At 71.8% G+C, this 21483-nt stretch carries 19 protein-coding genes; 11 read left to right on the top strand and 8 right to left on the bottom strand.

Translation table 11 applies throughout. From position 1 onward, the window contains the following. Positions 1 to 847, top strand: an 847-nt coding sequence (locus RNC47_RS15850) for a hypothetical protein (RefSeq protein WP_311599316.1), incomplete at its 5' end; no start/stop codon positions are given. Beyond that, entirely contained in the window at positions 844 to 2103 is a 1260-nt protein-coding gene (gene mycP / locus RNC47_RS15845; protein ID WP_311599315.1) for a type VII secretion-associated serine protease mycosin, read from the top strand. The genes RNC47_RS15850 and mycP, both read left to right, overlap by 4 nt. Here the strand turns inward: mycP and RNC47_RS15840 are convergent. Further along, positions 2045 to 3040 carry a serine hydrolase gene (locus RNC47_RS15840; protein WP_311599314.1) on the bottom strand — a complete coding sequence of 332 codons (996 nt, stop codon included), beginning with the start codon at positions 3038 to 3040 and terminating at the stop codon, positions 2045 to 2047. The genes mycP and RNC47_RS15840 overlap by 59 nt on opposite strands. Before the next feature lie 261 nt (positions 3041 to 3301). After that, a complete protein-coding gene (locus RNC47_RS15835) occupies positions 3302 to 3742 on the bottom strand; it encodes an enediyne antibiotic chromoprotein (RefSeq protein ID WP_311599312.1) in 441 nt (146 codons plus the stop codon). Between the two features lie 229 nt (positions 3743 to 3971). Here RNC47_RS15835 and RNC47_RS15830 point away from each other — a divergent pair, with 229 nt between their 5' ends. Genes RNC47_RS15830 through RNC47_RS15820 form a run of 3 tightly spaced genes read left to right on the top strand, consistent with a single transcriptional unit; the run spans position 3972 to position 6942 of the window. Next, the gene (locus RNC47_RS15830; RefSeq protein WP_311599310.1) at positions 3972 to 4274 is read left to right on the top strand and encodes a hypothetical protein; all 303 of its coding nucleotides are present in this window, start codon (positions 3972 to 3974) and stop codon (positions 4272 to 4274) included. A 12-nt stretch (positions 4275 to 4286) separates the two neighbouring features. Beyond that, a complete protein-coding gene (locus RNC47_RS15825; RefSeq protein WP_311599308.1) occupies positions 4287 to 5576 on the top strand; it encodes an activator-dependent family glycosyltransferase in 1290 nt (429 codons plus the stop codon). Between the two features lie 46 nt (positions 5577 to 5622). Beyond that, entirely contained in the window at positions 5623 to 6942 is a 1320-nt protein-coding gene (locus RNC47_RS15820; RefSeq protein ID WP_311599307.1) for an activator-dependent family glycosyltransferase, read from the top strand. Here RNC47_RS15820 and RNC47_RS15815 read toward each other — a convergent pair. Next, entirely contained in the window at positions 6930 to 7703 is a 774-nt protein-coding gene (locus tag RNC47_RS15815) for a TetR/AcrR family transcriptional regulator (RefSeq protein WP_311599305.1), read from the bottom strand. The genes RNC47_RS15820 and RNC47_RS15815 overlap by 13 nt on opposite strands. 92 nt (positions 7704 to 7795) lie before the next feature. Here RNC47_RS15815 and RNC47_RS15810 point away from each other — a divergent pair, with 92 nt between their 5' ends. The 3 genes from RNC47_RS15810 to RNC47_RS15800 are packed head-to-tail and all read left to right on the top strand — an operon-like array spanning position 7796 to position 10961. After that, positions 7796 to 8779 carry an ATP-binding cassette domain-containing protein gene (locus tag RNC47_RS15810; protein WP_311599304.1) on the top strand — a complete coding sequence of 328 codons (984 nt, stop codon included), beginning with the start codon at positions 7796 to 7798 and terminating at the stop codon, positions 8777 to 8779. A gap of 5 nt (positions 8780 to 8784) precedes the next feature. Continuing rightward, positions 8785 to 9588, top strand: coding sequence for an ABC transporter permease (locus RNC47_RS15805; RefSeq protein ID WP_311599303.1), 804 nt, complete (start codon positions 8785 to 8787; stop codon positions 9586 to 9588). Positions 9589 to 9608: 20 nt separating this feature from the next. Beyond that, entirely contained in the window at positions 9609 to 10961 is a 1353-nt protein-coding gene (locus RNC47_RS15800) for a carotenoid oxygenase family protein (protein ID WP_311599301.1), read from the top strand. A 15-nt stretch (positions 10962 to 10976) separates the two neighbouring features. On the opposite strand, the gene RNC47_RS15795 is transcribed toward RNC47_RS15800, so the two are convergent. The 4 genes from RNC47_RS15795 to RNC47_RS15780 all read right to left on the bottom strand — a co-directional run bounded on the left by RNC47_RS15795 (position 10977) and on the right by RNC47_RS15780 (position 16171). Further along, on the bottom strand, positions 10977 to 12173 hold the full coding sequence (locus RNC47_RS15795; RefSeq protein ID WP_311599299.1) for a class I SAM-dependent methyltransferase: 1197 nt from the start codon (positions 12171 to 12173) through the stop codon (positions 10977 to 10979). Between the two features lie 30 nt (positions 12174 to 12203). Next, positions 12204 to 13670 carry an NDP-hexose 2,3-dehydratase family protein gene (locus RNC47_RS15790; protein ID WP_311599296.1) on the bottom strand — a complete coding sequence of 489 codons (1467 nt, stop codon included), beginning with the start codon at positions 13668 to 13670 and terminating at the stop codon, positions 12204 to 12206. A 28-nt stretch (positions 13671 to 13698) separates the two neighbouring features. Continuing rightward, positions 13699 to 14913 (bottom strand): class I SAM-dependent methyltransferase, encoded by a 1215-nt coding sequence (locus tag RNC47_RS15785; RefSeq protein ID WP_311599294.1) that lies wholly within the window; start codon positions 14911 to 14913, stop codon positions 13699 to 13701. Positions 14914 to 15061: 148 nt separating this feature from the next. Further along, positions 15062 to 16171: a DegT/DnrJ/EryC1/StrS family aminotransferase gene (locus RNC47_RS15780; RefSeq protein WP_311599292.1), complete on the bottom strand. Its 1110-nt coding sequence runs from the start codon at positions 16169 to 16171 to the stop codon at positions 15062 to 15064. Positions 16172 to 16421: 250 nt separating this feature from the next. On the opposite strand from RNC47_RS15780, the gene rfbA reads away from it, so the two are divergent. Further along, on the top strand, positions 16422 to 17297 hold the full coding sequence (gene rfbA, locus RNC47_RS15775; protein WP_311599291.1) for a glucose-1-phosphate thymidylyltransferase RfbA: 876 nt from the start codon (positions 16422 to 16424) through the stop codon (positions 17295 to 17297). 62 nt (positions 17298 to 17359) lie between these two features. Here rfbA and RNC47_RS15770 read toward each other — a convergent pair whose 3' ends face one another. Further along, entirely contained in the window at positions 17360 to 18607 is a 1248-nt protein-coding gene (locus RNC47_RS15770) for a cytochrome P450 family protein (RefSeq protein ID WP_311599290.1), read from the bottom strand. Positions 18608 to 18868: 261 nt separating this feature from the next. Here RNC47_RS15770 and RNC47_RS15765 point away from each other — a divergent pair, with 261 nt between their 5' ends. Continuing rightward, positions 18869 to 20089 (top strand): FAD-dependent oxidoreductase, encoded by a 1221-nt coding sequence (locus tag RNC47_RS15765; RefSeq protein WP_311599288.1) that lies wholly within the window; start codon positions 18869 to 18871, stop codon positions 20087 to 20089. Between the two features lie 46 nt (positions 20090 to 20135). Then, positions 20136 to 21452 carry an activator-dependent family glycosyltransferase gene (locus RNC47_RS15760; protein WP_311599286.1) on the top strand — a complete coding sequence of 439 codons (1317 nt, stop codon included), beginning with the start codon at positions 20136 to 20138 and terminating at the stop codon, positions 21450 to 21452. Positions 21453 to 21483 lie beyond the last annotated feature (31 nt).

Raw genomic sequence — 21483 nt, 5'->3', positions numbered from 1 at the left:
GCCCCCGGCCGCCCCGCCCGCACCCCAGGCGCCGCCCGCGCCCCGGCGGCCCGTCAGCGACTCCCCGGTCACCCTCGACCTGCGCGGCATCATCGCCCGCCGCGCCTCACACCGCGTCGTCGCCGCGGTCGCCTGCCTGGTGCTGGGCACCGGCCTGCTCGGCGGCGCGGCCGCCGGCGCCTGGCTCACCGGCGGCGAAGGCGCGGCCGGCACCGTCTTCGAGGAGGCCCGCGAACTCTGGCGCGACCGCCCCGTGGACGAGCTCTTCCCGCCCGAGATCGACGGCGCGGGCGCGGGCCCCGGCGGCGCCGACCGCCGCTGGATACGCGTGGCCGTCGCCCCCGACAGCACCTGCGCCCAGGCCCTCGACCCACTGCTCGCCGAGGTGTTGGCGAGCGCCGGCTGCCACCGCCTGGTGCGCGCCACGTACACCGACGAGACCGAGACCACCGTCACCACCGTGGGCCTGCTCTTCACGGAGGCCGACCCGGACGGAACGAGCACCCTCAGCCGCCGCTTCGCCGACCAGGAACTCGCCGACCGCGCCGACCTGTTGCCCAAGCCCTACGCGGCCCCCGGCACCGCGGCCGAGGACTTCGGCGACGCCCAGCGCGCCTCCTGGTCGCTGCGCGTCCTCACCGAACTGCCCGTCGTCCTCTACACCGTGACGGGCTTCGCCGACGGCCGCGAGATCGAGGAGCCGGAACCGGCGGCCGAGGCCGCCGCCGAAGGCCAGGACTCCACCATCGCCCTCGCCGGCCTCGGCCACGACGCCCAGGGCATCGCCGACCGGATCGAGACGGGCCTCAACCGGGCCGCCGAGACCAGGACCCAGGAGGCGCGATGACGTTCCCCCGCCGGTTGCCGGCGCTCGCCCTCACGCTCGGCGCCCTGGTCGCCACCCAGCTGCTGCCCGGGGCCGCGCCCACCGCCCACGCCGACTCCATCCGCGACCAGCAGCAGTGGGCCCTGGACGCCATCAACGCCAGCGAGGCGTGGGAGTTCACCCGCGGCGACGGGATCACCGTCGCCGTCCTGGACACCGGCGTCGACGCCGGCCACCCCGACCTCGCCGGGGCCGTGCGCCAGGGACGCGACCTCGTCGGGATGGGGGCCGAGCCGGGCGACCCGACCTGGGCCGCCCACGGCACCGCCATGGCCGGCATCATCGCCGGCCGCGGCCATGGCGCGGGCCGGGGGAGCGGCGTCGTCGGCGTCGCCCCGCAGGCCGAGATCCTGCCCGTGCGGGTGCTGCTCGAGGACGACGACCCGGCCCGCGACGAGGCCAGGGAGGCGCGCGCCGGCGCGGTCGCCGAGGGCATCCGCTGGGCCGCCGACGAGGGCGCCGACGTCATCAACCTCTCGCTCGGCGACGACAGCGAGTCCGCGCACCCCGACCCCGAGGAGGACGCCGCCGTCCGCTACGCGCTGGCCAGGGGCGCCGTGGTCATCGCCTCAGCCGGCAACGGCGGGGAGCGCGGCGACCCGGTCTCCTACCCGGCCGGCTACCCGGGCGTCATCGCCGTCGCCGCCGTGGACCGCACCGGCGGACCCGCCGAGTTCTCCACCCGCCGCTGGTACGCCACGCTCAGCGCCCCCGGCAAGGACGTCATAGTGGCCGACCCGGACGGCCGTTACTACGCGGGCTGGGGCACCTCGGCCGCGGCCGCCTTCGTCTCCGGCACGGTCGCGCTGATGCTGGCCGCCAACCCGGAGCTCACCCCGGCCCAGGTGCGGCGCGTGCTCACCGAGACCGCCCAGCAGCCGCCCGAGGGCGGGCGGAACGACGCGGTCGGCGCCGGTGTCGTCGACGCGGCGGCGGCCATCCGGGCGGGGGCCGAGCTCACCGGGCGCCAACTCGCGCCCGCCGCGGGACCCTACGACGAGGAGTACTTCGGCCCGGGTCCGCGCGAGGTCCGCGACGGCTCGGGCGGCACCGCCTGGCTCGCTCCCACCGCCGGCGCCCTCGGCGTCATCCTGCTCGGCGTGGCGGGCGCGCTCGGCGGCGTGGCCGGGCGGGCGCGGGCGCTGCTCGGGGACCGGCTCAGGCGATCGGGCCCAGCGTTCGGCTCGCGCTCCAGTTGGCCTCCTGATCCGTCGTGACGGCGGCCACCGCCGCCCGGGCGGCGTCCTCGACCAGGCGCACGCCCTCCTCGAAGCCGGCGTGCCCGTCCGAGACCACCGCCACCAGGTAGGACCGGCCTTCGACGGTTATCCGGCCGATGCTGTTGACGTCCCACAGGTCCGTCCTGGAACGCGGCAGCCAACCGTTCTTGAGCTCGAAGTCCCCGTCGGCGGCCGCCGATATGCCCCACCGCTGCTCGGGCGTCACCGCGCCCATCAGCTCCCGCAGATAGCCGCGCGACTCGGCGGTGAGCGGGGAGTCGGTGCCGTACACGGCGCGCAGCAGGGCCAGCTGGTCCGCGCTGGTGGTCTGGGTCAGCCCCCAGTGCCCCAGGGTGCCGCCGTCGGTCTCGACGAGCCCGAGCCGCTCGTTGGCCGCGTCAAGCCCCTGCCGGCCGCCTATGGAGCGCCACAGCTCGTCGGCCGCGTCGTTGTCGCTGTGCTGGATCATCACGGCGGCCTGGGCGCGCTCGGCGGCCGTCAGCTCACGCCCCTCGTCCTGGGCCCGGAGCAGCAGCGCGGCCAGGATGTCCACCTTCACGATGCTCGCGGTGTCGAACCGCCCGTTGCCGAAGGCGGCGGTGAGCCCGGTGTCCTCGGCGAGCACCGTGACGGATATCCGCACCCGCTCGTCGCGCAACAGGGGGGCGAGCGACTCGGCGAGCACGGTGTCCGGGTCGCCCGGCGCCATCGCGTTCGGCCCGGTGCCCGAGGTGGCGCGGCCGGCGGGGGGCGCCACGTCGGCCGCGTCCAGCGCGCCCTGCGCCGGCTGGTCCGCGCCGCCGAGCACCGCGTCGGCGGCATCCACGGCTGAGTCGCCGGCCACCGTGACGGCGAGCAGCGAGGTGGCGAGCGCGGCGTTCAGGACCAGGGCAGGCCGAATCCGCCGTGCCACGGGACGGGGGATCAGGCTCATGACTCCGCACCGTATCCCGCACAGGTGGCCGAGTCACCGCCTCCGGCATGAAGAACACGTAACGGCGCGTGACGAACATCACCCCGCGCGGGCGGCGGATCCCTTTATCACCCGCTGCCGCCACGTGCGGACGGCACCCGACCGTGTCGCGCGAGACACCCCGAAGGACGGACACCCGGTTGGCTCCGGCGGGCGGCCTGCGCCTGGTCCATGGGGGCGACCAGGCACAGGTCGGGCACGGCCCCGGGGGGAGCTACCGCGTCACTGGAACGAGATCGGGGTCGACGTGCCGGGGTTCTCCGGCGAACCCGCCCCGAAGAAACAGCCGCCGGAAACCGTCGTGCAGTCCACCGTGACCGACTCGCCGCTCGGCGCGGTGCCCTCGAAGCTCCTGCGCGCCCAGGTCTCCCCAGAGGCGTTTCCCGAGGCGTCGGCCACCAGGTTCAGCGCGTCCGGCAGATTACAGACGACATCGCCGGCCGAGATCTCGGCGCACTGGGCCGCGTATATCTGCTCACCGGCGCCGAAACCCGACACGGACACCGTGATGTCGGCCCCGTCCGTCAGATTCGTCGCCGGCGTGACGGTGACCGCCGGGGCCGCGGCCAAGGCCGGTGACGTGCCGGAGACGGCCAGCGTCAGGGCCGCGACGGCCACGGTCGCCGCGCCGGCGAGCGGGCGTAGCCTCGTGCTGATTCGCATTCTCTCTCCCTTTTTCTGCGACAAGTGGGCAGCGGGAATTCTCCCTTTCGGATTCTGTCCCGAGAGGGCCCGCGGAGAAGAACGATCGTGGGGGAAGAGAGACCCGGTAAACCCCTGTCGTCCCCTGGAATGGGTTAGGGGAAGCTAGGGGTTAATCCGTGTGGTGCGCGCTCGTACGCTCCTGGGGCGGACGCAACGGCGATCTGGATCCGAACGCGAGGAGAGTGCCGTGGACCCCCTTTCGCTTCTCGTGGGCGCCGGAATCGCCGTGTCCGGCTTCCTCGCCGGCCGGTTCGGCACCCGTCGGCGCGCCGGTGAGCGGCCGGAACAGGTGGAGCCGCTCTGCACCTGCGGCCACGGGCTCGCCTACCACGACCGCGAGAGCCAGGACTGCCACGGCCTGGTCAAGACCGCGGTGAAGTTCGACAAGGTGTACGGCGCGGTGGGATACGAGATGCGGCCCTGCACCTGCCGCAGGTACGTCGGGCCGATGCCGCTGGAGACGTTCTACGCCCCCGAGATCACGGACTGAGCCCAGGACTCCATGCGCGTACTCCTCACGGTCTTCGCGGCCAAGACACATCTGTTCAACCTGGTGCCGATGGCCTGGGCCCTGCGCTCGGCCGGCCATGAGGTCCTGGTCGCCAGCCAGCCCGACCTGATGGACGCCGTGACCCGCGCCGGCCTCACCGGGGTGCCGGTCGGCGACGAGCTGCGGATGGGCGGCGGCTCGGGAGGCGGCTCGGGAGGGCCGACCGCGCAGACCTTCCAGGGCATGAGCGGCGACCTGGTCTGGGCCGACGAGCGGGACGCGGACTGGGAGCGGCTGCTCGGCGCCTTCACCGTCGGCTGCTCCGTGCAGTACGAGTTCTTCGCGGGTGGCGCGATGCTGGACGAACTCGTGGAGCTCGCCCGGGACTGGCGTCCCGACCTGGTGGTCTGGGACGCGCTGACCTTCGCCGGCGCGATCGCGGCCCGGGCCTGCGGGGCGGCCCACGCCAGGATGCTGTTCGGCCTCGACTACGTGTCGCGCGGCTACCTGCGCTACCGGGAACTGCTGCGCCGGCAGCCGCCCGAGCTGTGGGACGACCCGGTGTCCGACTGGCTGCGCGGCCGACTCGACCGCTACGGCCTGGGCTTCGCCGAGCCCGACGCGCTGGAGCTGATGACGGGGCAGTGGTCGATCGACCCCACGCCGCCCGGGATGCAGTTCCCGCTCGGCCTGCGGTACGTGCCGGTGCGTCAGGTCCCCTACAACGGCCCGGCCGCGGTGCCCGAATGGATCCACGAGCCGCGGACCCGGCCGCGGGTCGCCCTCTCGCTCGGCATGTCGGGCCGCGACCTGATGGGCGGCGACACCATCCCGGTGGAGTGGATGCTCGCCGGTCTCGCGGACCTGGACGTCGAACTCGTGGCGACCCTGAGCGCGGCGCAGCTGGCCTCGGTGCCGACGCTCCCCGACCGGGTGCGCGCCGTGGAGTTCGTCCCGTTGAACGACCTGCTCCCCACCTGCGCCGCCGTCGTGCACCACGGCGGCTTCGGCACGGTCGTGAACGTCCTGACGCACGGGGTGCCGAACCTGACCGTGCCCGCCCCCTGGTGGGACGAGGCCGACCTCGGTCGGCACATCGCGGAACGCGGCGCGGGCCTCGTCGTCGAGCCCGCCGCGCTCGGTCCCGACTCCCTCAGGGACGGGCTCGCCAGACTGCTGCACGAACCGGCCTTCGCCGAGGGGGCCGCCCGGGTGCGCGAGGAGCTGCTCGCCGTGCCCAGCCCCCATGACCTCGTACCCGCCATCGAGGCGCTGACCGCCGAGCACGGGACCGGGCGATGAGCCGGCCCCACCGCGGGCGCTCCGGTGCCGCCCAACGGAGACCCGGATGCGCGTCCTGTTCACCGTCTTCGCCGCCAAGCCCCACTTCTACAACCTGGTGCCGATGGCCTGGGCCTTCCGGGCCGCGGGGCACGAGGTGCGGGTCGCCAGCCAGCCGGACCTGATGGACGCCGTGACCCGCGCCGGCCTCGTCGGGGTGCCGGTCGGCGACGAGCTGAACCTGTCGAACTCCTTCGCCGACCGGGGGTCGGGCGGTGGGGCGGGGGGCGGCGCGACCTGGCAGCGGCTGAGCGGGGTCACCGAGACCCGCGCGGAGAAGCTCACCTGGGACTACGTCCTGGGCACCTTCACCATCGGCTGCTCCATGGAGTACGAGCACATGGCCGGCCAGCCGATGCTCGACGACCTGGTGGACGTCGCCCGGGGCTGGCGCCCCGACCTGGTGGTCTGGGACGCGCTCACGCTGGTGGGCCCGGTCGCGGCGCGGGCCTGCGGGGCGGCTCACGCCAGGATGCTGTTCGGCCTCGACTACACCTCCCGGATGTGGGCCACCTACCGGAGGCTGCTGGCCGAGCAGCCGCCCGAGCGGCGCGACGACCCGGTGGCGGACTGGCTCGCCGGGCGGCTGTCGCGGTACGGCCTGGTCCACGAGTCGGAGCGGGCGACCGAGATGATGACCGGGCAGTGGACCATCGACCCGACCCCGTCATGGATGCAGCTCCCCCTCGACGTGCCCAGGACGCCGGTGCGCTACGTGCCGTACAACGGTCCCACCACGGTGCCGGACTGGCCGCTGGAGCAGCCCTCCCGGCCGCGGGTCTGCCTGTCGCTCGGCATGTCGGGGCGTGAACTGCTGGGCGGCGACAAGGTCTCCGTGACGGGGGGCACGGCGGCCGAGGTGTCCCTCCACGAACTGCTCGTCACCCTGGCCGGGCTCGACATCGAGCTCGTCGCGACCCTGAGCGCGGACCGGCTCGCCGCGCTGCCCGAGCTGCCGGAGAACGTGCGTGCCGTGGAGTTCGTCCCGTTGAACGAGCTGCTGCCGAGCTGCGCGGCGATCATCCACCACGGCGGGTTCGGCACGGTCGGCAACGTCCTGGCGCACGGGGTGCCGAACCTGACCGTGCCCGCGCCCTGGTGGGACGAGGCCGACCTGGGGAGGCGCATCGCGGCGCGCGGCGCCGGGCTGTTCCTCGATCCGGACGAGGTGACCGCGGACGCCCTGCGGGACGGTCTGCGGCGGCTCGTCGAGGAGCCGTCCTTCCGCTCCGAGGCCCGGCGGGTCAGGGACGAGCTGCTGGCCACGCCGAGCCCCGGCGCGGTGGTGCGGGAGGCCGAGGCGCTGACCCGGCGTCACCGGTGCTGATCCGCGCGCTCCTCCAGGTAGCCCTCGATGCCGTCGAGCAGCCGGCGCAGCGCGAAGCTGAAGCCGCGGGTGTCGCTGTCGGGGGCGTCGCCGGGCTGGAAGGCGCCGGCGGCGACGATGGCGGAGAGCGTCGGGAAGCGCTCGGAGTCCAGCACGCGCTCCAGGGTCTGGACGTACTCCGAGTTCATGTCCCGCTGGTCGACCCCGATGGCGGCGGCGGCGTGCGCGACGTCGGAGGTGAGCCGGGCGAGGCCGGTGACGGCGCCGTTGAGGAAGAGGCTGACGGAGAGCATCTCGTTGTGGGTCAGGCCGGTGTCCCGCAGCGAGCGGAGCGCCGCCTCGAGCCAGGCGAGCTGGTTGGGGCCGACGGGCGGGCCGCTCACCTGGACCTGGAGCATCCAGGGGTGCTGCTGGTAGCGGTCCCACAGGGCCGCCATCCACAGCTCGACGCGCTCCCGCCAGCCGGCCGCCTCCGGCAGGTCGGGCGGCGAGCCGGCGGCGGTGTCCATCATCACGTCGATGAGCTGGCTCTTGCCCGGGAAGTAGCGGTAGATCGACATGGTCGTGAAGTCGAGCATGTTGGCCACGCGCTGCATCGACAGGGCATCCAGGCCCTCGGCGTCGGCGAGCTCTATCGCGGCGGCCACGATCCGCTCGGCGCTCAGGCCGGGCCTGGCGCTCCGCTGCGGTTTGGTGCGATCGCCCCACAGGAGATCGAGGCTGCTGCCTGACTTCTCGTTGGAACCGCGTGTGGTCGCCATAGCTCCGCCTGTTCGTTGACGTCTTCCGGGCACCGTGTGTATCTTATACACACGCAGTGTGCGGCATATACTCAGTTGTTGTCCGGCGAGGCTTGGAGGCGCACGTGGACGATAGTCATGCCATTGAGGTCGAGGATCTTCGTAAGGTCTACGGGGATGTGAAGGTGCTCAATGGTATCGATCTCACGGTGGAGCGCGGCAGCATGGTCGCGCTCCTCGGTCCGAACGGCGCGGGCAAGACCACGCTGGTGAGAATCCTGACCACGCTGATCCCCGCCACCTCGGGGACGGCCCGGGTGCACGGCCACGACGTGGCCCGGCAGGCGGACGACGTGCGCCGGTCCATCGGCCTCGTCAACCAGTTCATGGCGCTGGACTACGTGCACACCGGCCGGGAGAACCTGGTGATGCTCGGGCGGTTGCAGCGCCTCGGCACCGCCGGGGCCCGCGGCCGCGCCGACGAGCTGCTGGAGCGGTTCGAGCTGACGGAGGCCGCCGACCGGCCCGTGAGCACGTACTCCGGCGGCATGCGGCGCCGGCTCGACCTGGCCATCAGTCTGATCACCGCGCCACCGGTGCTCTTCCTCGACGAGCCGACCGTCGGCCTCGACCCGCGCAGCCGCCTCGGCATGTGGGACGCCATCAAGAGCCTGGTGGCGAGCGGGTCCACCGTCTTCCTCACCACCCAGTACCTGGAGGAGGCGGACCAGCTGGCCGACCGGGTGGCGGTGCTCGACCAGGGCCGGATCATCGCCCAGGGCACCCCGGAGGAGCTCAAGGCCCGGGTCGGCAGCGAGCGCATGGAAATCGCGTTTCCGACCCCGGAGGACTTCTCGGCCGCGCGCGGCTTCGTCGGCGAGGAGCGGGTCGGCTGGAACGCCGACGAGATGAAGGCCAGCATCGCGGTGGACGATGTCGCGTACCTGGTCGGAAAACTCGGCGAAATCGAGCGGAGCGGGGCCAGAATGGGCTCGCTCGCGCTCGTGAAACCCTCCCTGGACGACGTGTTCATGGAACTCACCGAGAATGCCAAGGGCCGCGCCGAGCGCGCATCGGAAAGGGCGGGACAGAAGTGACGGTCATGTCTCAGGGCGCGGCGCACGCTCCCCGGCCCGGTGGGTCCAGGCTCTCCTGGGCGATCAACGACGCCCGGGTGCTGACCGGACGCTACGTCAACCACATCCTGCGCCAGCCGGACGAGATCGTCACCTCGGTGATGATCCCCACCGTGATGCTGCTGCTGTTCCGCTACATGCTGGGCGGGGCGGTCGACGTGGGCACGGGCAGCTATGTGAACTTCCTGATGCCGGGCGTCCTCACCATCGGCGTCACCCTCATCGCGGTGTCCACCACGACCGGGGTCTTCCTGGACATGCAGGAGGGCTTCGTCGACCGGTTCCGGTCCATGTCGGTGCTGTCCGTGGCGGTCATCATCGGCCATGTCGTGGCCGCCGTGCTCCGTGCCGTCATCGGTCTCGCCGTGCTGATCGGCATCGGGTTCCTGGTCGGGTTCCGGCCGTCGGCGAACGCGCTGCAGTGGCTGGGCGCCGTGCTGGTCCTGCTGCTGTTCGCCACCGCCGTCGCCTGGATCTCGGCCCTGCTGGGACAGGTCGCCAAGAGCACCGCGGGCGCCAGCGGCCTGGCGCTGATCATCACGTTCCTGCCCTACGCGAGCAACCTGTTCGCGCCGACCGAGACGATCTCGCCCGGGCTCCGCGCCTTCGTGGCGCACCAGCCGGTCACCCACGTCATCGACACGCTGCGCGCGCTCTTCCTCGACCAGCCCGTGGGGAACTCGCTGTGGCTGGCGCTGCTGTGGTGGGGCGGCATCACCCTGGTGGCCGTTCCGCTCTCCGCCCGGCTCTTCCGCCGGCGCTTCGCCTGAGCCGGGGGAGAGGAGACACCGTGCGCCTCGACCCCGCGCTCGCCCCGGTGACGGAGGAGGTCACCGCCTTCGACCTCCCCGTGACCGGGCGGCTGCCCGCCGAACTCCGCGGCCGCTACCTCCGGATCGGCCCCAACGCGCTCGGCGTCGAGGACGCCGCGGCGCACCACTGGATGCGGAGCGAGGGGATGGTGCACGGGGTCAGGCTGCGGGACGGCCGGGCCGAGTGGTACCGCAACCGCTGGGTCCGCTCGGACGAGGTCCGCAGACGTCTCGGGGAGCCGGAGCTCGGCATCAGGCCCCGGGTGGGCGCCGACTTCTCCTGCAACACGCACGTGATCGGGCACGGCGGCCGCGTCCTCACCCTCACCGAGGGGGGCGCGGCACCGCAGGAGCTCTCCTACGAGTTGGACAGCATCGGTCCCTGCTCGCTCGGCGCGTCCGGGCCGGGTTTCACGATCCCCGCCCACACCAAGGGCGATCCGCGCACCGGGGAACTGCACGGCGTCTCGTACGTGGTGGGCCTCGACCACGTCCGGCACACCGTGCTGGACGCGGCCGGTGAGCTGACGCACGTCCAGGACGTCGAGATGGGCGGCAGCGTCATGGTGCACGACCTGGCGCTGACCGAGCGGTACGTCGTCGTCTACGACTCGCCGATCACCTTCCGCCCGGAGGCCCAGCGGGCGGGCGCCGCCGTCCCGTTCGCCTGGGACGACCGGCGACCCACCCGGGTCGGCCTGCTGCCGCGGGCCGGCGGGGGCGTCCGGTGGTTCGAGGTGAGCCCCTGCTTCGCCTCCCACACGCTGAACGCCTACGACGACGGGCCGCGCGTCGTCGTCGAACTCGTCACCTTCCCGGAGCGCTTCGACATCGGGAGGCTGACCGCCGACCGCTACGGCGCCCTGGTCCGCTGGACCGTCGACCCGGCGGCGGGCACGGTGCGCGAGGAGGGGCTCGACGACCACCCGCAGGACTTCCCCCGGGTGAGCGACTCGGTCGTCTCCCGGCGCCACCGCTACGGCTACCTGGCCGCCACCGCGGCCATGTTCCGCGCCTATGTGCCGCTCGACGGGCCGGTGCCGGACGGCGCGTTCGACAACGCGCTGATCAAGCACGACCTGGCGCGGGGCTCCCGCGAGATCCACCGCTTCGCGTCGGACGCCGCCGTGGGCGAGGCCGTCTTCGTGCCGGCCGAGTCCGCCACCGCGGAGGACGACGGGTACGTCCTGGCGTACGTCCACGACCCGGACCGCGGCGCCGCCGACCTCGTGGTGCTGGCCGCCCAGGACTTCACCGCGGAACCGCTGGCCCGCGTCCACCTGCCGCGCCGGATCCCGCTCGGGCTGCACGGCAGTTGGCTGCCCGACTGAGCCGGCGACCGCCCCTCAGACGATGTGGACGTCCGGCACGTAGAGGATCCAGCGACCGCCGGCCTCCCGAAACGCCCGCTCCTTCGCCATGATCTCCTCGGCGTGGTTCCAGGCGAACAGCACCGCGTAGTCGGGGTAGGGCGCGGAGAACGCCTGGGGCGGGACCACCGGGATGCCCGCCCCCGGCGTGAGCCGGCCCTGCTTCGACGGGGTCGAGTCGCACACCACGGGCACCAGCTCGGGGCCTATCCCGCAGTAGTTGAGCACCGTCGAACTCTTCGCCGTCGCCCCGTAGCCGACGAGGCGGTGCCCCTCCTCGGTCAGCCGGCCGAGCAGCTTCACCAGGTCGGTCCTGATGGTCCCGACGGTGGCGGCGAACCCGTCCAGGGTCTCGGGCGCCGTCAGCCGCCTGGCCTCCTCCTCCGCGAGGAGCTCCGCCACCGCGGCCGTCGGCGGGCGCCGGCCGGCGCGGGCGAGGGTGTAGCGGATCTGGCCGCCGTGCACCGGCAGGTGCTCGACGTCCACCAGGTCGAAGCCGGAGCGCCGCGCCATGGCGAGGACCGAGCGGGCCGTGAAGTAGTAGAAGTGCTCGTCGTAGATCTGGTCGAAGCTGGTCCGCTCGATGATCTCGCCGAGGTAGGGGTCCTCGAAGACCAGCACCCCGTCCGGCGCCAGCAGCACCTCGGCGCCCTGGAGCACGGCCGCGATGTCCGCGACGTCGCACAGGGTGTTGGCGGCGTAGACCACGTCCGCCGGCCCCTCAGCCGCCCGCACCTCGCGCGCCGACGCGGCGTCGAAGAAGGCCCGGTGGACCCGGCCCGCGGCCTCTCCCGACGGCTCGAACGCCAACTGCCGCACGCCGGCCGCCGCCACGGTGCCGAGCACCACTCCGTCGTTGCAGCCGATCTCGACGAAGAGCGGGTCGCCGCCGGACAGTTCGGTGGACAGGAGGCGGCGCGCCGTCCGCTCGAAGTGCTCCCGCATCACGACCGACCCCGACGAGTGGTAGGGGTAGCCCTGGTGGGCCCTGCGGGCCTGCGGGACCTCCTCGAGCAGCTGGACCATCGTGCAGGACTCGCAGATCCCCACGGCGAGGCGGAACCGGAACTCCTCCGCCGTCTCGCCGGGGGAGCGGAACGCCGAGGACAGCGGTTGCCGTCCGAAGTCGAGGAACTCACGAACCGCTGCACTGCATACCCGACAACGCGACATGGGAGCGGACCCTTCCTGGGCGTGGTGGACTCAGGCGGCGGACGGCTGCCCGGACAGACTGTGCAGGCAGGCGACCAGGCTGCGGGCCTGGATGTTGACGTAGTGGCTGTGCCGCAGCAGCTCGACCAACTGGTGGACGGTCATCCAGCGGAAGTCGGGATGGCCGGGCTCGGTCTCCTGCTCCGCCTCCACGATCATGTACCGGTTCCGCGCGTGGAAGAAGCGCCCGCCCTCCTCGGAGAGGACGACGTCGTAACGGATCCGCTCCGGCGGCGCGTTCAGCACCTCGTCCAGGAACATCGGCCGGGCCTCCGCCGGCAGGTGGTCGAAGTTCACCGGGGTGCACTGCACGGTGGGGGACAGCTCGGCCACGTCCAGGTAGCCGGGCTCGACCAGGGCGTGCACGAGCGCGTGCAGCACCCCGTCGATCCGCTTCACCAGGAAGGCGACCACCCCGGTGTCGCACGGTTTGATCATCGGCTGGGACCAGTGCTTGACCTCGCGTCCGCCGGCCAGGACGTCCACGGCGACGAGGTCGAAGAAGCGCCCGGTCTCGTGGGTGACGGCGTACTCGGTGCGGTGCCAGCGGTCGAGGCGGTTGAGCGGCAGCCGCGCGGTGGTCACCTCGGAACGGCTCCGCACCTCGGTGATCCACCTCAGGATGTCGTCGACCGTGTGGCGGCTGCCGCCGGCCCCGCCGCAGGAGCGGGCCAGCGCGGGGTGGAAGCCCTCGTCGCCGGCCGCCAGTGGCGTCAGGGGGGCGGCGCCCGAGAAGGGCAGGCAGGACAGCACCGTGCGGGCGTCCATGTTCACCAGGTCGTCCTCGCCCAGCAGTTGGTGCACCTGGCCCAGCGTGAGCCAGCGGAAGCCGTCGAGCAGCTCGACGTCCTCCTCCACCCACACGACCATGTTCCGGTTGCGCTTGCGGTAGAACCACGACCCCTGCTCCGACTGGCGCACGTCCGTGATCAGCCGGCCCCGGCCCTGCCCGAGGAAGTACTCCAGATAGGGCACCGCCCGGCCCCGGTGCACCCGGGTGTAGTTGCTGCGGGTCGCCTGCACGGTGGGCGAGAGCTGGAACCCGTTGACGTTGCCCGGCTCCACCTTCGCCTGCATCAGGCAGTGGAGCACGCCGTCGAACTCCTTGACGAGGATCCCCAGGATGCCGATCTCCGACTGGTTGATGATCGGCTGGTTCCAGCGCGGCACCGGGTGGTCCGGGATGTGCACGTCGAGGCCCTCGACCCGGAAGAAGCGGCCGCTGTCGTGGACGAGGTCGCCGGTCACCGGGTCGCTGTGCCAGCCGACGAGGTCGTCCAGCGGGATGGGCCGCACCTCGCAGGGCGACCGGCGGGCGACGTCGCCGAACCACCGGTGGAACTCGTCCAGGCCGGTGAGCGTGCTGTCCCGCGCGTACACGGACTCCGCGATCTTCGTCGCGATGAAGGGGCTCCCGGCGGCCGGTTGGCCGACGGGGGGAGCCGATAGGTCCGTCATGGAATGCTCCTCGCTCGGCGTCGCCTCGTCAGACGATGTGGACGTCCGGCACGTAGAGGATCCAGCGGCCGTCGGCCTCCCGGAACGCCCGCTCCTTCGCCATGATCTCCGCGGCGTGGTTCCAGGCGAACAGCACCGCGTAGTCGGGGTAGGGGTCGGAGAACGCCGCGGGCGGGAGGATCGGGATGCGGGACCCGGGGGTCAGCCGGCCCTGCTTCTCCGGCGTCGAGTCGCAGATGAACGGGATCAGCTCGGGGCCTATCCCGCAGTAGTTGGTGACCGTGGCGCTCTTGGACGTGGCCCCGTAGCCGACGACGCTCCGGCCCTCGGCGCGCAGCGAGGTGAGCAGTTCGACCAGCGCCCGGGAGTTGGTCTCGACACGGGCGCCGAACTCCTCGTAGACCGACAGCTCGGTGAGCCCCTTCTCCTCCACGGCCAGCCAGTCACCCACCGCGTCGGTGGGGACGCGCTCGCCCGCCCGCGCCGTCGTGTACCGCATGGCGCCGCCGTGCACCGGCAGGTGCTCGACGTCGACCAGGTCGAAGCCGAAGCGCCGCGCCATGTTCCGCACCGAGCGGACCCCGAACAGGTAGAAGTGCTCGTCGTAGACCTGGTCGAAGTAGGTGTTCTCGATGATGTCGCCGACGTAGCGGTCCTCGAACACGAAGACGCCGCCCGGGGCCAGCAGGGCGTCGGCGCCGGCGAAGATCGAGTCGATGTACCCGATGTGGCTGATGGTGTTGGCGGAGAAGATCAGCTGGGCCGGCCCCTCGGCCGCCCGGATCCCGACCCCGGTCGCCGCCTCGAAGAAGCCGTCGCGCACCCGGCAGCCGTGCGCCCTGGCCACCTCGACGGCGCCCTCGGCGGGGTCGACCCCGAGGTGCCGCACCCCGGCCCGGCTGATGGCGCCGAGCAGGATCCCGTCGTTGCAGCCGATCTCGACGTAGAACGGGTCGTCGCCGGCGAGTTCGGTGGCCAGGAAACGGTCCGCCGTCGCGGCGAAGTGCTCCCGCATCACGGCCGATCCCGACGAGCGGTAAGGGTAGTCCGCGGGAAACATGCGGTCCCGGGACACTTCCTTCAGCTGCTGGACCATGGCGCACGCCGTGCAGTAGCCGACGGCGAGTTGGTAGAAGAACTCCGTCTCGCCACCGCTGGGGTCGATGAAAGCGTCGGAAACCGGCTGTCGTCCGAAGTCGAAGAATTCTCGGACGTTGCCGCCGCAGATACGGCAATTCGTCATGGTCGGCAGCGTACTGACGACCCGCACGGTGGCCAACCCCTATTCGCCGGCGAGGAATAAGGGAGGCGCGGTCGCCGGAAAAGGGAAGAGGAACGATTGCGGTGCCCAGGGGCACCGCAATCGTTCCTCGGGGGATGGGAAAAGCGGCTCAGAGGGTTCTGAGGACCTCGCGCAGAGCGCTGACGACCTTGTCCTGGAGTTCCTCGGAAAGCGAGGGGTACATGGGCAGCGAAAAGATCTCGGAGGCCAATGCCTCGGTCACCGGAAGCGACCCCTTCTCGTACCCCAGGTGCCGGAAACCGTCCATGGTGTGGACGGGCCACGGGTAGCTGATGTTCAGCATGATGTCGTAGGTCTTCAGGGCCTCGATGATCGCGTCGCGCTTCGGGTGCCTGACCACGTAGACGTAGTAGACGTGCTCGTTGCCCGGCACCGTCCTCGGCAGCACCAGGTCGGTGTCGCCGAGCGCCTCCTCGTAGCGGCCGGCGACCGCCCGCCGGCCCCGCGTGTACTCGTCGAGCCTGGTCAGCTTGCGGCGCAGGATCTCCGCGTGCACCTCGTCCAGGCGGCTGTTGTGGCCGGGGGTGCTGACGACGTAGTAGCGCTCCTCCATGCCGTAGTACCGCAGTCGGCGCAGGTTGCGCTCCACCTGGTCGTCGGAGGTGATGACGGCGCCACCGTCGCCGTACGCCCCGAGCACCTTGGTGGGGTAGAAGGAGAACGCGGCGGCGTCGCCCATGCTGCCCGCGACGCGCCCGTGCTGACGGGCCCCGTGCGCCTGCGCGCAGTCCTCCAGCACGGTCAGTCCGTGCCGCTCCGCCAGTGCCCGCAGCGGCTCCATGTCGACGCACTGCCCGTACAGGTGCACCGGGAGCAGGCAGCGGGTCCGCGGGGTGATGGCCGCCGCCACCTGCTCGACGTCCATCAGGTAGTTCTCGGCGTGCACGTCGACGAAGACCGGGGTGGCGCCGACCGAGTCGATCGCGACCACCGTGGGCGCGGCGGTGTTGGACACCGTGACGACCTCGTCGCCAGGACCCACGCCCAGCGCCTGCAGGGCCAGCTTCAGCGCGTTCGTGCCGTTGTCGACCCCGACCGCGTGCCGCCTGCCGTGGTAGGCGGCGAACTCCTCCTCGAAGCCGCGCACGCTCGAGCCGAGCACGAGCTGCCCGGAGCTGAAGACCCGGTCGACGGCGTCGAGGATGTCCTCTCGCTCCTCCTCGTATTCCGCCAGGTAGTCCCACACACGTGTGACCACGGCTGCCTCCACCTCCTGTGTCGTCGACGGATTCACGCCGGTGCCCCGGCGGCCCCGGCGGTCGGCGTCAAAGAGAATTCGACTACAGGGGGTGAAATCCCAACAACCCCTAGGCGCCCCAGCGGAGTGCTTCCCACCCCAGTCCGCAACGGACCTCCTTGATGTGCCGCCGACATCGTGACTAGTTTCTCAGCAAGCTTCTTGACCGGCCAGGGTGATAATTCGGTTCGCTATCGAGGGATACAGGCGAATGAAGGGAATAGTTCTTGCGGGTGGGTCGGGATCCCGGCTCAGTCCGGTGACGCTGGCGGTTTCGAAGCAGCTTCTGCCGGTCGGTGAGAAACCGATGATCTACTACCCGCTTTCCGTTCTCATGCTCGGCGGCATCAGGGAAATCCTGATCATCGCGAAACCCCATGACATCCCGCAGTTCCAGCGGCTGCTCGGAGACGGCCGCCACCTCGGACTCTCCCTCGACTACGCGGAACAGGCGCTGCCCAACGGGCTCGCCGAGGCCCTGATCATCGGGGCCGACCACATCGGCGACGACCCGGTCACCCTGGTGCTCGGCGACAACATCTTCCACGGCCCACGCTTCCAGGGGCTGGTCGAGGAGAACACCAGGAACGTGGCCGGCTGTGTGCTGTTCGGCTACCCCGTGAAGGACCCGGAGCGGTACGGCGTCGGGGAGACCGACGAGACCGACCGGCTGATCTCCATCGAGGAGAAGCCGGCGCGCCCACGCTCGAACCGCGCCATCACCGGGCTCTACATGTACGACAACGAGGTCGTCGACATCGCCAAGAACGTCCGGCCCTCGGCCCGTGGTGAGCTGGAGATCACCGACGTGAACCGGGTCTACGTGGCGCGCGGCCGGGCCAAGCTGATCGACCTGGGCCGCGGCTTCGCGTGGCTGGACACCGGGACCCCGGAGTCGCTGCTGCAGGCGTCGCTCTATGTACGGACCCTGGAGGAGCGGCAGGGCGTGCGCATCGCCTGCCTGGAGGAGATCGCCCTGCGCAAGGGGTTCATCACGGCCGACGAGTGCCACCGGCTCGGCACCGCGTTGGGGAAGTCGGGGTACGGCCAGTACGTGATGGACATCGCCAGGGAACTGGCGGGCTGAACGGTCGCCACCTCCCGGCCGGAGGACGGCCCGCGCGCCCCGACCGGGAGGAGGCCCCGGCCTCAGCCGACGGCGACCGGGCAGCGGGCCACGCCCCGGACGACGGGGGAGCGCATCCGGAACACCACCTCGCCCGCGACGACCGGCGCGCGCCCGCCGGCGGCCAGCGCGGAGACCGCGGCCTCCGCCACGAGTCGCACGGCCGGGCCGACCGCACCCACCGGCGAACCGTCCGCCAGCGACAGGTGGACGCCGCCGGAGCGACGCCCCGAGTCGAACCGGTCCGGGTCGGCGAACACCTCCGGGTCCCGGTTGGCGCCCTCGACGAGGACCACCACCTGAGCGCCCCTGTCGACCTCCTGCCCGGCGAGCGTGACGTCCCGCGCGGCGATACGGCTCTCCAGACGCACCGGCGGGCGGTGCCGCAGCGTCTCCTCGACCACGTCGGACGCCGACCGGGCGCCGGAGCGCAACAGGTCCCACTCCCCGGGATGCTCCGCCAGCGCCAGGACGGCGTTACAGACCAGGTTCGCGGCGACCTCCACGCCCACCGTGAACAGCAGCGCGAGGACCGCGCCGTCCGCCTCGCTCCCGTCCCGGCCGGCGGTCGCCTTCGCGGTCAGGGCGCGCAGCTCGTCGAAGGCGGCGACGAGCCGCCGGGTGCCGTCCAGCGTGGGCGGGCACAGCAGGGAGTCCAACAGGGGAGCGACGTCGGCGCACAGCGCCGCCAACTCCGTGGTCCGCTCCGCCGGCAGGCCGGCCGCCGCCGCGAACCCGGCGACCACCGCCGGGCGCGCGAGGTCGGTCATGGCGTCGAAGGTGCCGGCGCCGGCCAGCCGGTCAAGCATGCTCGCGAAGACCGCCTCCGCCGCCGCCCGCCGTTCCCCGACCCCGGGACCGAGGGCCGAGGAGACGAGGTCCCGCAGCCGCCCGTACTCGGCGCGGTCCATCGCCAGGAGCCCGTCGTCGAGCGTGAGCACGTGCTTGAGCGTGGTCCCCGAGTCGATGCCGAAGACCCGGCGCCGCCGACGGGCGGTGGGATCGCCGAGCGTCAGCCGTGGGTCGCGCAGGATCTCCGAGCCGAGCCGGTGGTCGACGGTCACCCACACGTCGGACTCGCTCTGCCGCAGCTCCGGCCGGCCCCGCATGGCGCGGAACAGCCGCTGGGCGTCGACCTCCTGGGCCCGCAACAGCAGCGCGTACGGGTCGCCGCGGTTTCCCCTCATCCACTGCGTGCCGCGGGCGGCCAGCAGATGCCGCGTCACGTCGCTGTCGTTGAAAAGCCTGGGATCGATCTGATGCCTGGTCATGCCAAGACTGCTCCATTCACTACGGCCTCCCCCGTTCATAGCCCGGCGCGAGGGCCGGGAACACCCCTGCCCGGGGCGTCTCGGCCCACTGTTCCGGCACCCGTGAGAAGGGGTGGATAGGGGCTGCCGAGACCGTCTTCCCGTGTGAGGGTTGGGATTCGCCTGGCGCCACGCCATGCCAACCGAGGAATGCCACCGCCCCGCTCTGCGAGGTCGTCGAAAGCCAACTACCCGACCGGATGACTGAGGAAGTCGACGTCAATGACCAAAGCCCTGATCGTCGGTGGTGGGGTCGCCGGGCCGACCGCGGCCATCGCCCTCCAGAAAGCCGGCATCGAACCCGTTGTCTATGAAGCGTACGATCGCGGCGCGGACGGAATCGGCCAGAATCTCGTCCTGGCGGTGAACGGCTACAGCGCATTGCTCACGCTGGGCATCAGCCACCTGGCGGACGGCTTCGACATTCCCCGCTACCGGTTCCACCTCGGAAACGGCAAGCAGTTGGCGCAGGTCCCCAACGGCGCGCCGCTGCCCGACGGGACGGTGGCCCGGGCCATCACCCGGTCCGACCTGTACGCCACCCTCAGGGACGAGGCGATCAACCGGGGCGTCGAGGTCAACTTCGGCAAGCGGCTGGTCGACGCCAAGATCACCGACGAGGGCGTGACCGCCGTCTTCGCCGACGGCACCACGGCCCGGGGCGACCTCCTCATCGGCGCGGACGGGCTGCACTCCGTCACGCGGAAGATCATCGAACCGGCCGAACTCACCTTCCGGTACGGCGGCCTGTGGACCACCGGCGGGTACGCCACGGGAATCTCCGCCCCGAGCGACCCCGGCACCGAGTTCATGTACCTGGGCAAGCGCGCCTTCTTCTGCCACATCCCGGACCAGGAGGGCCGGATCTGGTGGTACGCGAGCGTGACCAGGCCGAAGGAGCCCACCGCCGAGGAGTTGGCGTCCTTCACCCCCGACGTCTGGCGCGAGACGCTGTACGAGCTCTTCGCCAAGGACCAGAACTCGGCCGTCGACATCATCAAGGCCACCGAGGACATCTGGCCGCCGCGGCCGATCCAGGACATCCCCCACCTGCCCACGTGGCACAACGAGCGGATGATCGTGATCGGCGACGCCTGCCACGCCACCTCCCCCTCGGCCGGGCAGGGCGTGTCGATGGCGATCGAGGACGCCGTCGAACTCGCCAGGTGCCTGCGGGACATCCCCGACGTCGGGGACGCCTTCCGGCGCTACGAGGAGATCCGCCGGGAGCGCGTCGAGCGCGTCGTGGACTTCGGCAGGCAGTGCGGCCGGGCGCTCCAGGTCAACGGCCGCCTCTTCCGCATCGGCCGGGACATCTTCGCCCGCGTCGCCTACAGCGAGCGCGGCTCCAAGGAGGGACAGAAGGAGATGCGCTGGCTCTACGAGCACCGCATCGACTGGGACTCGCCCGTCGGGCGCGCCGGCGCCGGCGTCGGGGCCTGAGGCCGTCCCGCCGCGACCAGGGACGACGGAGGCCCGAGGAGAACCGATGCGTGTCCTCTTCACGGTGTACGGCGCGAAGACGCACTTCTACAACATGGTGCCCGTCGCCTGGGCGCTGCGTGCCGCGGGGCACGAGGTGTGCGTCGCGAGCCAGCCCCAGGTGGTGGAGGCCATCAGCCGCAGCGGGCTCGCCGCCGTGTCGGTGGGCGAGGAGGAGAGCATCCCCGGCCGCCCAGGACACGACGGCGAGCACGTCACGAGCGGCACGTCGTGGCGGAACCTCAACGCCGGCGTCACCGAGACCAGGCCCGAGATGCTGACCTGGGACTACGTGCTCGGCACGTTCACCGTCGCGTGCTCCACGCACTACGAGCACGCGACCGGTGGCCGGGCGATGCTGGACGACCTCGTGGAGTTCGCCAGGTCATGGCGGCCCGACCTGGTCGTCTGGGACGCGATGACCTTCGCCGGGCCGGTCGCCGCCCGGGCCAGCGGGGCGGCACACGCCAGGATGCTCTTCGGCGTCGACCACATCGGCCGGATGTACCGCACCTACGCCGGACTCCTCGCCCACCAGGAGCCGGAGCGGCACGACGACCCGGTCGGCGACTGGCTGGCGGGCCGGCTCGCCCGCTTCGGCTGCGCGTTCCACGACGGTCTCGCGACCGAGATGATGACCGGACAGCGCACGATCGACCCGACGCCGCCCTGGATGCAGGTCGCCCTCGACCTGCCCTCCCTCCCCGTGCGGTACGTGCCGTACAACGGGCCCACCACCGTGCCCGACTGGGTCCACCGGCCGCCCGAGCGACCCCGGGTGTGCCTGACGCTCGGCATGACGGCCAGGGAGATCCTCGGCGGTGACGTCTTCTCCGTCCAGGATCTGCTGGAATCCGTCGCGGAACTGGACGTCGAGGTCGTGGCGACCCTGAACTCCGACCAACTCCGCGAACTGCGGACCCTCCCGGAGAACGTGCGCGCGGTGGAATTCGTACCGCTCAACGAACTGCTGCCCAGCTGCTCGACGGTCATTCACCACGGCGGTTTCGGAACCCTGGGAAACGCCCTGGTACACGGAGTTCCACAGATCATCGCGCCCGGACGGTACTGGGACGAACTCGATTTCGGTCGGCATCTGGAGGCGCGCGGCGCCGGAATGCTGCTGGAACACGAGCAGCTGTCCGGTGAGGCACTCAAGAGCAAGGTCGACGGCGATTCGCTGCAGAGCAAGATCTCCCGAATTCTGGACGACCCCTCGTACCGGGAGAACGCCGAGCGCATTCGGCAGGAGAATCAGCGGACCCCCAGCCCCCGCGCCCTGGTGACCCAACTGGAAGAAATGGTGGCCGGACACCGCGCCTGACCGGGCGCCGTCGGCCGTCCACGGACGGGAA

Origin of the sequence: Streptomyces millisiae (assembly GCF_031845425.1) — a bacterium.
GTDB classification, from domain to species: Bacteria; Actinomycetota; Actinomycetes; order Streptomycetales; family Streptomycetaceae; genus Streptomyces; species Streptomyces millisiae.
This window is presented reverse-complemented; position numbering and strand designations above follow the sequence as displayed.